This is a genomic window from Paenibacillus sp. PAMC21692, from assembly GCF_014303795.1.
Taxonomy (GTDB): Bacteria; Bacillota; Bacilli; order Paenibacillales; family Paenibacillaceae; genus Pristimantibacillus; species Pristimantibacillus agaridevorans.
Window position 1 is genome coordinate 3,042,501 of the sequence record NZ_CP060293.1, and the last position, 11,910, is coordinate 3,054,410.

General features: G+C 49.0%; 7 protein-coding genes, 18 tRNA genes and 3 rRNA genes (1 of these 28 cut by a window edge). 25 read left to right on the forward strand and 3 right to left on the reverse strand.

From position 1 onward, the window contains the following. From H7F31_RS11865 to H7F31_RS11965, 21 genes are all read left to right on the forward strand, one after another. Positions 1-378 (forward strand): 16S ribosomal RNA (locus tag H7F31_RS11865) (it extends 1,177 nt beyond the left edge of the window). A gap of 129 nt (positions 379-507) precedes the next feature. Further along, positions 508-624: ribosomal RNA gene (gene rrf / locus H7F31_RS11870) — 5S ribosomal RNA — on the forward strand. 88 nt (positions 625-712) lie between these two features. Then, a tRNA-Ile gene (locus tag H7F31_RS11875) sits at positions 713-789 on the forward strand. 29 nt (positions 790-818) lie between these two features. Beyond that, positions 819-894: transfer RNA gene (locus H7F31_RS11880), tRNA-Ala, on the forward strand. Positions 895-1,052: 158 nt separating this feature from the next. Further along, positions 1,053-3,985, forward strand: a 23S ribosomal RNA gene (locus H7F31_RS11885). The 16S, 23S and 5S rRNA genes sit together here with 18 tRNA genes alongside, the layout of an rRNA operon. A 90-nt stretch (positions 3,986-4,075) precedes the next feature. Then, positions 4,076-4,151 (forward strand) — tRNA-Asn (locus tag H7F31_RS11890). Between the two features lie 3 nt (positions 4,152-4,154). Then, positions 4,155-4,242: transfer RNA gene (locus H7F31_RS11895), tRNA-Ser, on the forward strand. Between the two features lie 4 nt (positions 4,243-4,246). Continuing rightward, positions 4,247-4,321 (forward strand) — tRNA-Glu (locus tag H7F31_RS11900). Positions 4,322-4,399: 78 nt separating this feature from the next. Continuing rightward, positions 4,400-4,475, forward strand: a tRNA-Val gene (locus H7F31_RS11905). A gap of 17 nt (positions 4,476-4,492) precedes the next feature. Next, positions 4,493-4,569, forward strand: a tRNA-Met gene (locus H7F31_RS11910). Positions 4,570-4,602: 33 nt separating this feature from the next. Further along, positions 4,603-4,679: transfer RNA gene (locus tag H7F31_RS11915), tRNA-Asp, on the forward strand. A gap of 15 nt (positions 4,680-4,694) precedes the next feature. Beyond that, positions 4,695-4,770 (forward strand) — tRNA-Phe (locus H7F31_RS11920). Positions 4,771-4,791: 21 nt separating this feature from the next. After that, positions 4,792-4,867, forward strand: a tRNA-Thr gene (locus H7F31_RS11925). 9 nt (positions 4,868-4,876) lie between these two features. Next, positions 4,877-4,960: transfer RNA gene (locus H7F31_RS11930), tRNA-Tyr, on the forward strand. Between the two features lie 6 nt (positions 4,961-4,966). Further along, a tRNA-Trp gene (locus H7F31_RS11935) sits at positions 4,967-5,040 on the forward strand. 23 nt (positions 5,041-5,063) lie between these two features. Beyond that, positions 5,064-5,139 (forward strand) — tRNA-His (locus tag H7F31_RS11940). A gap of 30 nt (positions 5,140-5,169) precedes the next feature. Further along, positions 5,170-5,244 (forward strand) — tRNA-Gln (locus tag H7F31_RS11945). Between the two features lie 5 nt (positions 5,245-5,249). Further along, positions 5,250-5,324, forward strand: a tRNA-Gly gene (locus tag H7F31_RS11950). Between the two features lie 12 nt (positions 5,325-5,336). Next, positions 5,337-5,410, forward strand: a tRNA-Cys gene (locus tag H7F31_RS11955). A 14-nt stretch (positions 5,411-5,424) separates the two neighbouring features. After that, positions 5,425-5,501: transfer RNA gene (locus H7F31_RS11960), tRNA-Arg, on the forward strand. Positions 5,502-5,516: 15 nt separating this feature from the next. Then, positions 5,517-5,598 (forward strand) — tRNA-Leu (locus tag H7F31_RS11965). Positions 5,599-5,834: 236 nt separating this feature from the next. Here the strand turns inward: H7F31_RS11965 and H7F31_RS11970 are convergent. Further along, the gene (locus H7F31_RS11970) at positions 5,835-6,659 is read right to left on the reverse strand and encodes a sugar phosphate isomerase/epimerase family protein (RefSeq protein ID WP_187104352.1); all 825 of its coding nucleotides are present in this window, start codon (positions 6,657-6,659) and stop codon (positions 5,835-5,837) included. Positions 6,660-6,686: 27 nt separating this feature from the next. Beyond that, a complete protein-coding gene (locus H7F31_RS11975; RefSeq protein ID WP_187104353.1) occupies positions 6,687-7,694 on the reverse strand; it encodes a Gfo/Idh/MocA family protein in 1,008 nt (335 codons plus the stop codon). A 152-nt stretch (positions 7,695-7,846) separates the two neighbouring features. On the opposite strand from H7F31_RS11975, the gene H7F31_RS11980 reads away from it, so the two are divergent. Next, on the forward strand, positions 7,847-8,731 hold the full coding sequence (locus H7F31_RS11980; RefSeq protein WP_187104354.1) for an AraC family transcriptional regulator: 885 nt from the start codon (positions 7,847-7,849) through the stop codon (positions 8,729-8,731). Positions 8,732-8,777: 46 nt separating this feature from the next. Here H7F31_RS11980 and H7F31_RS11985 read toward each other — a convergent pair whose 3' ends face one another. Next, positions 8,778-9,644: a helix-turn-helix domain-containing protein gene (locus H7F31_RS11985; protein ID WP_187104355.1), complete on the reverse strand. Its 867-nt coding sequence runs from the start codon at positions 9,642-9,644 to the stop codon at positions 8,778-8,780. A 133-nt stretch (positions 9,645-9,777) separates the two neighbouring features. Between H7F31_RS11985 and H7F31_RS11990 the strand changes: the two genes are divergently transcribed. From H7F31_RS11990 to H7F31_RS12000, 3 genes are read left to right on the forward strand one after another with little or no spacing between them, the layout of a single operon-like run. Further along, positions 9,778-10,326, forward strand: coding sequence for an aldo/keto reductase (locus H7F31_RS11990; protein WP_187104356.1), 549 nt, complete (start codon positions 9,778-9,780; stop codon positions 10,324-10,326). Further along, positions 10,311-10,673, forward strand: a complete 363-nt coding sequence (locus H7F31_RS11995; protein ID WP_187104357.1) for an aldo/keto reductase — start codon at positions 10,311-10,313, stop codon at positions 10,671-10,673. Before H7F31_RS11990 ends, H7F31_RS11995 begins: the two co-directional genes overlap by 16 nt. A gap of 36 nt (positions 10,674-10,709) precedes the next feature. Next, positions 10,710-11,852 carry a Gfo/Idh/MocA family protein gene (locus tag H7F31_RS12000; RefSeq protein WP_261800392.1) on the forward strand — a complete coding sequence of 381 codons (1,143 nt, stop codon included), beginning with the start codon at positions 10,710-10,712 and terminating at the stop codon, positions 11,850-11,852. Positions 11,853-11,910 lie beyond the last annotated feature (58 nt).

Genomic DNA, 11,910 nt, shown 5'->3' on the forward strand with positions numbered 1-11,910 from the left:
CAAACCGGAGGAAGGTGGGGATGACGTCAAATCATCATGCCCCTTATGACCTGGGCTACACACGTACTACAATGGCCAGTACAACGGGAAGCGAAACCGCGAGGTGGAGCCAATCCTATCAAAGCTGGTCTCAGTTCGGATTGCAGGCTGCAACTCGCCTGCATGAAGTCGGAATTGCTAGTAATCGCGGATCAGCATGCCGCGGTGAATACGTTCCCGGGTCTTGTACACACCGCCCGTCACACCACGAGAGTTTACAACACCCGAAGTCGGTGGGGTAACCCGCAAGGGAGCCAGCCGCCGAAGGTGGGGTAGATGATTGGGGTGAAGTCGTAACAAGGTAGCCGTATCGGAAGGTGCGGCTGGATCACCTCCTTTCTAAGGAACTACCCAGTCACGATGATGACTGGATAGGAAGCAATGCTTCCATAGCAGTAACTCTCAGGCAGGAAGTTGCTCGCTCGTTGTCAGTTTTGAAAGATCAATGATCTTTCGCATCACTATCCGTTTGGTGGCGATGGCGGAGGGGAACCACGCGTTCCCATACCGAACACGACCGTTAAGCCCTCCAGCGCCGATGGTACTTGGACCGCAGGGTCCTGGGAGAGTAGGACGTCGCCAAGCGGGTAACTTCGAGAAGTAGGCTCCGTTGCCTCTCCCGCTGGGAGAGTATCGGAAACTCGATCGAAGAAACTCAAAACGGAATAACTGAGGGCCTTTAGCTCAGCTGGTTAGAGCGCACCCCTGATAAGGGTGAGGTCGGTGGTTCGAGTCCACTAAGGCCCACCATTATCATCACTGAAGTGTTGATCCCATACGGGGCCATAGCTCAGCTGGGAGAGCGCCTGCCTTGCAAGCAGGAGGTCAGCGGTTCGATCCCGCTTGGCTCCACCAAGCACATCCCCTTAGGGAGTATGTGCGAATTTGCACCTTGAAAACTGGATAACGAAAGTAAAAGAAGATGAAAATCTTCTGCTGAAACATCCTTTAGCTGGATTAAAAGCGGCCGTATTTTCCGAAGTAATTCGGAGAAGCGATCGCAGCAAATACTAGGTTAAGCTAGTAAGAGCGCACGGAGGATGCCTAGGCACCAGGAGCCGAAGAAGGACGTGGCGAACAACGATACCGCCTCGGGGAGCCGTAAGCAGGCTTTGATCCGGGGATTTCCGAATGGGGAAACCCAGCTGGAGTAATGTCCAGTTACTCTTGAGTGAATACATAGCTCAAGAAGAGGCATACCGGGGGAACTGAAACATCTAAGTACCCCGAGGAAGAGAAAACAAAAGTGATTCCGTCAGTAGCGGCGAGCGAACGCGGATTAGCCCAAACCAAGGAGCTTGCTCCTTGGGGTTGTAGGACATCTCACATGGAGTTACAAAGGTGTTTGGTAGGCGAAGAGGTCTGGAAAGGCCCGCCATAGCAGGTAAAAGCCCTGTAACCGAAAGCAAGCACTCTCCGAGGTGTATCCTGAGTACGGCGGGACACGTGAAACCCCGTCGGAATCCGGCAGGACCATCTGCCAAGGCTAAATACTCCCTGGTGACCGATAGTGAAGCAGTACCGTGAGGGAAAGGTGAAAAGCACCGCGGGAGCGGAGTGAAAAAGAACCTGAAACCGTGCGCTTACAAGAAGTCAGAGCCCTATTAATGGGTGATGGCGTGCCTTTTGTAGAATGAACCGGCGAGTTACGATTACGTGCAAGGTTAAGGTGGAAAGCCGGAGCCGCAGCGAAAGCGAGTCTGAATAGGGCGATTATAGTACGTGGTCGTAGACCCGAAACCGTGTGATCTACCCCTGTCCAGGGTGAAGGTGCGGTAACACGCACTGGAGGCCCGAACCCACGCACGTTGAAAAGTGCGGGGATGAGGTGGGGGTAGCGGAGAAATTCCAATCGAACTCGGAGATAGCTGGTTCTCCCCGAAATAGCTTTAGGGCTAGCCTCGGTTATGAGTGTCGTGGAGGTAGAGCACTGATTGGGTGCGGGGCCCGCCAAGGGTTACCAAGTCTAGTCAAACTCCGAATGCCATTGACATGCTTACCGGGAGTCAGACAGTGAGTGCTAAGATCCATTGTCAAGAGGGAAACAGCCCAGATCATCAGCTAAGGTCCCCAAGTGTGTGTTAAGTGGGAAAGGATGTGGAGTTGCACAGACAACCAGGATGTTGGCTTAGAAGCAGCCACCATTTAAAGAGTGCGTAATAGCTCACTGGTCGAGTGACTCTGCGCCGAAAATGTAACGGGGCTAAACACACCACCGAAGCTATGACATTGCAGCTTGCTGCATTGGGTAGGGGAGCGTTGAATACGGATTGAAGTTGGACCGTGAGGACTGGTGGACTGTATTCAAGTGAGAATGCCGGTATGAGTAACGAAAAGACAAGTGAGAATCTTGTCCGCCGAAAGCCTAAGGGTTCCTGAGGAAGGCTCGTCCACTCAGGGTAAGTCGGGACCTAACGCGAGGCCGAAAGGCGTAGTGGAAGGACAACAGGTTGAAATTCCTGTACCACCGTAAGCCGTTATGAGCAATGGGGTGACACAGAAGGGCAGTGACGCGGGCTGATGGAATAGCCCGTCCAAGCAGTGAGGCTGACTTGTAGGCAAATCCGCAAGTCGTTAGGCTGGGCTGTGATGGGGAGCGAAAATTGCAGTAGCGAAGGTCATGTACTCCGGCTGTCAAGAAAAGCCTCTAGCCAGGTGATGGTGCCCGTACCGCAAACCGACACAGGTAGGCGAGCAGAGCATGCTAAGGCGCGCGGAAGAACTCTCGTTAAGGAACTCGGCAAAATGACCCCGTAACTTCGGGAGAAGGGGTGCCTCGGTAGGGTGAATAGCCCGAGGGGGCCGCAGTGAAAAGGCCCAATCGACTGTTTAGCAAAAACACAGGTCTGTGCGAAGCCGTAAGGCGAAGTATACGGGCTGACGCCTGCCCGGTGCTGGAAGGTTAAGGGGAGCGGTTAGGGGCAACCCGAAGCTGTGAACCGAAGCCCCAGTAAACGGCGGCCGTAACTATAACGGTCCTAAGGTAGCGAAATTCCTTGTCAGGTAAATTCTGACCCGCACGAATGGCGTAACGAATTGGGCGCTGTCTCAACGAGAGATCCGGTGAAATTTTAATACCTGTGAAGATGCAGGTTACCCGCGACAAGACGGAAAGACCCCATGGAGCTTTACTGCAGCTTGATATTGGACTTTGGTACGATCTGTACAGGATAGGTGGGAGCCTAGGAAGCCGGAGCGCCAGCTTCGGTGGAGGCGCCGTTGGGATACCACCCTGATCGTATCGGAGTTCTAACCTGGTACCGTGAATCCGGTACGGGGACCGTGTCAGGCGGGCAGTTTGACTGGGGCGGTCGCCTCCTAAAATGTAACGGAGGCGCCCAAAGGTTCCCTCAGAATGGTTGGAAATCATTCGAAGAGTGCAAAGGCATAAGGGAGCTTGACTGCGAGACCTACAAGTCGAGCAGGGACGAAAGTCGGGCTTAGTGATCCGGTGGTACCGAATGGAAGGGCCATCGCTCAACGGATAAAAGCTACCCTGGGGATAACAGGCTTATCTCCCCCAAGAGTCCACATCGACGGGGAGGTTTGGCACCTCGATGTCGGCTCATCGCATCCTGGGGCTGAAGTAGGTCCCAAGGGTTGGGCTGTTCGCCCATTAAAGCGGTACGCGAGCTGGGTTCAGAACGTCGTGAGACAGTTCGGTCCCTATCTGTCGCGGGCGTAGGAAATTTGAGAGGAGCTGTCCTTAGTACGAGAGGACCGGGATGGACGTACCGCTGGTGTACCAGTTGTTCCGCCAGGAGCACCGCTGGGTAGCCAAGTACGGACGGGATAAGCGCTGAAAGCATCTAAGCGTGAAGCCCCCCTCAAGATGAGATTTCCCAGTATGTAAGACCCCTTGAAGACGACGAGGTTGATAGGTTCGGGGTGGAAGCACAGCAATGTGTGGAGCTGACGAATACTAATCGGTCGAGGGCTTATCCTAATCGCTTATTTGGTCATACAACCGGTAAGCAAGCTAAAGATTCAGCACACTTTCGTATCCAGTTTTCAATGTGCAAACATTGAAACATATTCCCTGATAGCTCAGTTGGTAGAGCACTCGACTGTTAATCGAGTTGTCACAGGTTCGAGTCCTGTTCGGGGAGCCATACAGAGAGGTGTCCGAGTGGTCGAAGGAGCACGATTGGAAATCGTGTATACGGCAACGTATCGAGGGTTCGAATCCCTTCCTCTCTGCCAGTAAGGCCCGTTGGTCAAGGGGTTAAGACACCTCCCTTTCACGGAGGTAACAGGGGTTCGAATCCCCTACGGGTCACCAACTTTTCTTTAAAAAATCTTCAAAAACGACTTGCAATCATACATAAAGATGTGATATGATATAAAAGTCGCTCACCATGGAGGATTAGCTCAGCTGGGAGAGCATCTGCCTTACAAGCAGAGGGTCGGCGGTTCGATCCCGTCATCCTCCACCATAGGATTTCCTTAATGACGCGGGGTGGAGCAGCTCGGTAGCTCGTCGGGCTCATAACCCGAAGGCCGCAGGTTCAAATCCTGCCCCCGCAACCAATTACCATCGGAGATGTCCGAGATTAATGATCTGGAGCTGTGGTGTAGAGGCCTAACATGCCTGCCTGTCACGCAGGAGACCGCGGGTTCGAATCCCGTCAGCTCCGCCATTTATGGCATCATAAGGCTCGGTAGCTCAGTCGGTAGAGCAGAGGACTGAAAATCCTCGTGTCGGCGGTTCGATTCCGTCCCGAGCCACCATTCAAGTATGATTTTATTTTTGCCGTTGTAGCTCAACTGGTAGAGCAACTGACTTGTAATCAGTAGGTTGGGGGTTCAAGTCCTCTCGACGGCACCATTGTTTTTTGGAGGATTAGCGAAGTGGCCAAACGCGGGAGACTGTAAATCTCTTCCTTCGGGTTCGGTGGTTCGAATCCATCATCCTCCACCAGTTTGTAGGGGCATAGTTTAAAGGTAGAACAAAGGTCTCCAAAACCTTTGGTGTGGGTTCAATTCCTGCTGCCCCTGCCAGATTTAATCTAGTGTGTAGCGTGGCGGTCGTGGCGAAGTGGTTAACGCATCGGTTTGTGGATCCGACATTCGGGGGTTCAATTCCCCTCGATCGCCCCATAACTCACACACAAACGAAGTATCTAGTGTTGGGGATTAGCCAAGCGGTAAGGCAACGGACTTTGACTCCGTCATTCCTAGGTTCGATCCCTAGATCCCCAGCCATCAATGCGGAAGTGGCTCAGCGGTAGAGCATCGCCTTGCCAAGGCGAGGGTCGCGGGTTCGATTCCCGTCTTCCGCTCCATCATTTTATTCTGGCGCCATAGCCAAGTGGTAAGGCAGAGCTCTGCAAAAGCTCTACCCCCAGTTCGAGTCTGGGTGGCGCCTCCACAATACCATAATGTGCGGCCTTAGCTCAGCTGGATAGAGCGTTTGACTACGAATCAAAAGGTCAGGAGTTCGAATCTCTTAGGCCGCGCCATTATCTTCTCAAAATGCCGGTGTGGCGGAATGGCAGACGCGCGCGACTCAAAATCGTGAGGGAAACCGTGGAGGTTCGAGTCCTCTCACCGGCACCAACTACGAAATGAAGCTCTTAGGATGAATTATCCTGAGAGTTTTTTTGCATATTTTGGGAGTTTGCACAAACACCCTGGGTAGCGACATGGGTCGTACGGGGTTCCATGCGACGGTTGGGGTGACCAACTGGGAGGCAACTACCTGGAGGCAGCGACGAGCATGGTTCCCTCCAGGTAGTTGAACAATCGAAGATAAGCGGGGCAGAATGACCTGTTAGCTTTAATAAATGGTCAGGTTAAGCCTCCTGCATCCACAGCTTCAAGTTGCTTGTCGTCTGCAAAATATCTTTACGCTGCTCTTCACCCGATATTTCGCGTTCGATGATGTATTCGCCAGTGAATCCGAGTTCTTTTAGCTTACGCATGAACACTGGATAATTGACTTTTCCTTCGCCTGCTTGCACTTCTTGTCCCAGATGGTCGCCATTGGTCGGATACAGCCCGTCCTTTACGTGAATATTGCGCACGTAGGGGCCGATCGTATCAAGTGCGTCAACCGGGTTTCCTTTTCCGTATAAAATCAGATTCGCCGGGTCAAAGTTAATGCCGAGATTGGATGTGCCTACTCGTTCAATGGTGCGAAGCAGCACGATTGGCGTTTCTTGACCCGTCTCGAACCAGAAGCCGATTCCTTTGCTTTCGCAATATTCGGCCACCTCTCGAATAGCTTCTACGACTTGCGGATATGCTGGATCTGTCATATTCTCCGGAATAAAGCCGCAATGGGTAATAATCGCAGGAGCGCCGATCCATGTCGCGAAGTCCGCCCATCCCTTTAGCGCTTTGATCCTTTCCTCGCGGTACTGCTCCGGTACAAGCCCCAGTGTGATGGGACCCTCAATAAAGTTCCATACTCCTGGGCCTGGAACACCTGCCCACACAGCGCATACGCGCACGTTCGCCTCGCGCGCTTCCTTCACGACTCGTTCGGCGACCTCTGGCGTGCAAAGCGCCGTGTCCCAACCGCAAAGCTGGCAGACACGAAAGTCGTATTGGCTGACAACCTGAAACATATTTTCCTTCTTGCTTGTATCAAGCAAATGAATAACACCGATATTCATCTTAACTGCCTCCTTCATTGTGATAAGTTAGTCGATCTGTATAAACTGTCCACTCGAGCTGGCTGATTTCCGCTCGGCTTCGACGATACGCAACGCAAGAAGAGAATCCTCCGGAGTAGAAGTGATGATGTCCTCGTCGTTCAAAAGTCGTTCAGCGAAATATTTAATTTCACGATAATAGCCGAGATTCCCGTCATGCTCATAAACCCAGGCCGGCTCATTCGCCGGATAGACGGTTAATCGGCCAGCTTCAAACACAAGAGTTGCCGTTTCCATATGAACACGGTAAGTCATTGCGAACCCGAATTCTCCCGGAAGCGACAAATCGGCATCAGCGTGAATGATCTTCCCGTCGGAATAACGGAAGTGCGCGGAAACAATATCATAGTGATCGCTGCACAGCGCCGATACCGACTCTGGCTTACCGAATAAAAAGTTGATCATATCTACATCGTGAATATGCAAATCAACGAGCGCACCGCCGCTCTTATCGACTTGCAGCATCCAGTTTTCATAAGACCATGTCGGCGCGCCGCCGCCTCTAAAGAAGGTAGCCGCCTTTACTTGTCCATATGTTGCGCTGTCTACCACGCTTTTTAAATATTCATATTCCGGCCAGAAACGAAGGCAATGCGCGATCATCAGCTTTTTCCCCGTAGCTGCAGCCGCCTCCAGCATAGCCGCCCCGTTGTCCGAATTCAGTGCAATCGGCTTCTCGCACAGGACGTGAAGTCCCTTGTTCAAGGACCGAATCGTAAATTCGTCATGCAAATATGTGGGCAGCGTTATATCTACCATATCCATGTCTTCCTGAAAAAAAAGATCTGCATCCGTGAACGTGGAAACCTTGGACAAGTCGTATGTCCCATTGGAATCGACTACGTTGCTATCTTGCTTGTTCCCCTTTAACTTCTGTTCATCGGTATCGAATATGGCAACCAGCTTAATCGGAAATCCCTCGCGCTCTAACTGAGCGTAGGCATCCAGGTGCACATGTCCGATCGATCCTAAACCGATCAATCCGACTTTAATCATTGTACCATCAACTCCTTATCTGGTATTCAACTGACAGTCACCATGATAGCGCTTAAATCATGTTCTTGATTTAGATAATGGATTGGTATATTTGCACTTTATATTGCATTATAGAACGGAGTATGTATACTTTAACTCAGAGGGGGCTGACGATGGACATTATACCTTACAGGCTTAATGAACAAATTGTCGTTCACGATATTTACACCTGCTACTATTTTGAGTTGTCCAACCAACAACAATATACCGGAGAAAGTCATGATTTCTGGGAAATGGTTTACGTGGATAAAGGTGAAGTGAACGCCAATACGGAATCGGGCTATTATCGGCTTAATCAGGGCAATATTCTCGTTCATAGTCCGAATGAATACCATCAACTGGAGAGCACCGGAAACAAAGCCCCCAATTTGTTCATCGTTACGTTTCGATGCGATAATGAGGCTATGACGTTTTTTGATGAACACAAGCTGTTCCGCATAGGACAAGTCGAGCATGGGGTGTTAGCGCGGTTGATGAAAGAAAGTTTGCATTCCTTCGGACTGAATCTGTACCCGATCACGCCCAAACCGGATGCATTGTTTGCATCGGAGCAGCTATTCAAAATTTATCTGGAGCAGTTGCTTATCTTGATTATTCGCAATGAACGAACGAACACCCCACAATCCTCACTGTTATCAACCACGAGTGAAAATCAGAGTAAAAATTTGAGCAAGCAGATTATTCAATATTTGGAACGAAATATATCGAGCAAAATAACGCTGGACGACTTATGCGATCATTTCAACATAAGCCGAACTCAAATAAATATACTGTTCAAGCGATCTGTCGGCATCGGGATCATCGCATACCTCAATCAAACGAAAATCGAACATGCCAAAAAATACATCCGTGAAGAGAGCTTCAATTTGACCGAAATATCGAATCTGCTCGGGTACAGCAGCGTCCATTACTTCTCGCGCCACTTCAAGAAGATGGTTGGGATGACGCCGTCGGAGTATGCGAGAACGATTAAGGCAAGAAATGAGCCTGTTTCATAGGCAAAGCGTCACTAGATTAGGGAGTGTCAGAGTTTTCTGACACTCTCTAATTATTTTTTCTGTATTTTAAGGGAGTAGTTCCAATCGCTTTTTTGAATAATTGGATGAAGTAAGGGGTGCTAGGCAACCCAACCTTGATTCCTATCTGCTCCACGGATAGATCTGTAGTATGCAGCAAACGGCAGGCTTGACGTATTCTCCGAACAGTCAAATATTCTCCGATACTGCTTCCTGTTTCATCACGAAATATGCGAGCTGCGTAAAATTTTGATAAGTGTACATATTCAGCGATACGATCCAAGGTCACTTCCTCAGCAAAATGCTCTTCAATCCACCGCATGATCATTTCCGAATAGAACACCGGCTTGGCTATATCTTGCGAGTAAGAATTGTAGCTTCCATCTGTATCGGCATCGCGAATGATCGATAACAGCAGTAAAAATAAAAAAGTGTTTTCTTCCTCAGATTCATCTTCAAACGTTGCTTTGGATTTGTTAAAGGAATACAGACAATGCTCAATCTGTTCCATCACTCCTGAAAGATCAAAAACAGTTGCTCCTATATGGCCCTGCCATAAATTTTTGAAAAAAGCCTGACGCGAAGGGAATTCCCTTAAATTATGCATGACGATATCTTGATCAAAATGAATGCTGGTGCGGATGTATGGATTCTCAGGTCCTGCCTTCATATACACTCGATGTAGTTTATAAGGCGGGAATAGAAATAACATTCCTGATCGAATTTCGTAGGTTTGTTGATTAACGATGACTGATCCGGTTCCTTCGTGAATAAACAGAATCTCGCAATGCTGATGCCAGTGATAGTAACCTTCAAAGTGCATATCCAACCGGCCATTATAGGCCCAATTGATGGTTCGTTCCCCTAATTTCACCTCTGCAAACAGTAAATTCACGCCTCATCCTCCGCACGATTACGACATTTATTCACATCTTATTGTAACTCACTATTTAATTGCATGGATATAATTATATTGTTGATTACGCCTACTGCGCAAATGCTCATCCTCGATACAGGAGTCGTTCAAGATGATCAAGCAAACGATATACAAGACTGATTTGCATGCCTCCGTTATTTGTCTTGGAGCAGCCTTTCTCGGAAATACGATCAATGAGAAAGAATCATTCCGTTTAATGGACGCTTATGTTGATCTTGGAGGTAATGGCAAATGGCTGAAACTAAGCAAGCGCCATGAGCGGATAATTGTAGGCACGAAGGGAGCTTGCCCAACAACGGAACACTTCTTCCGATTGTCACGAATGGATATTTTAGCCGATTTGCATAATAGCCTTAAAAACCTGCAAACGGATTGTCTGGATCTGTATTGGCTACATCGCGACGATCCTGCCAGACCGGTAGAAGAGGTGATCGACTTATTGAATGAACAGGTCCAGGTCGGGAAAATCCGTTATTTCGGTTGCTCTAACTGGACTCTGCCTCGGATTCAAGCGGCACAAACATACGCTGAGCAACATAACAAACAAGGATTTTGCGCGAATCAGCCGCTGTGGAGCTTGGCCAACCCAATCTCGAATATCTCGAGGATAAAACCATCGTGCATATGGATGACGAGATGAAAAATTATCATGAGCTCCATGGAATGCCGGCTATACCGTTTGCCTCACAAGCTGGCGGTTTTTTTAGCGGACGTTATCGTCTTGGCGAGGCCGTTCCACCGGACAAGGAGCTTTTCTCCAAGCTTTATTACAATGAGAAAAATTTTAATAAGCTTGAACGGGTTTTGGAAGTGGCGAGACAATATCGGATATCTCCTGTTGTGATTTCACTTTCTTATTTGTTGTCGCAACCTTTTGCCGTTTATCCGATCATAGGCTCTTACACGATCAGTCAGTTGACAGAAAGCTGTGCTGCAGGCGACTTCCGTTTGGATGCCGACACATGGCAGTACATAGACGGGATATAGGCTATCACTATAATCACAAAATTGGGGGAAAATAAAATGATTAATATAGCAGTAATTGGATATGGATACAGAGGGAGAGTATTGAGTGACCTTATCGTAAAGTTAAATGAAAATGTAAAGATCAGTGCAATCGTTGATCCCCGCAAGCAAGAGATAATTGATGAACTGGGAGGCGCGGCCGCTCATATCCGTTTTTACGATACAGCGGATGAATTGTTAGAGCGCGAGCAACTGGACGGCGTAATTATAGCAACTAGATGTTCGACACATGCACAAATTGCAATAAAAGTATTAAAGAAGAAAATTCCGATTATTCTTGAAAAGCCAGTCTCCACAAATGCAGCAGATTTAATGGCGCTAAAATCGGCATATGAACGATGCAGGACAGCTGTCGCGGTTCCATTTTCATTGCGGCTAAGCCCGCTTGGTCAAGCGGCCAAGGAAATTGTGAGCTCGGGAAAGCTGGGGAAAATCGAGCATGTTCAGGCAATCAACAATGTCTCGTATGGATCGGTCTATTATCAGAATTGGTACCGGGATGAGAACGAAACGGGCGGGATGTTTCTGCAGAAGGCAACACATGATTTTGATCTTATTCAATCTATTGTAGAACTGAAACCTACCTGGGTCAGCGCGATGAAATCCAAGCAAATATTTAAAGGGAACAAGCCCGCCGGATTGACATGCGAATCCTGTGAAGAACAGGAAGTCTGCCCTGAAAGCGCTATTCTGCATCGTAGAAGAGGAGAGCCTGTGCACGGGGACATGTGCTGCTTTGCAACGGATACGGGGAATGAAGATTCCGGAAGCGCGCTTATTGAATATGAGGGCGGTATGCATGCCAGTTATTCACAAAACTTTTTTGCCCGGAATCATGCGGCTACGCGTAAATTTCGTTTTTTGGGCTACAAAGGCACTTTGGAATTTGACTACTACACCAATAAGATTGAAGTCTATATGCATCACACGAATCGAAGGGAAATGTATGAAATTCCCCCTGGGAATGATACTCATGGCGGCGGCGACATCGTTGTCTGCGAAAGTCTATTGGATACAATCAGATTTGGGGCGCCATCCAAAACCCCTTTTGAAGAAGCACTGCTGAGTGCCTTGCTGTGCATGAAAGCTAGAAAATCGGCTGAAACAAGAGAGTTCCAGGAAGTCATATGGCCAAGTTGACGGTTGCTTGTCTGAAAGCTTTGCTTCAATAACAAACGGCAGGGTGTCATCGATAAAC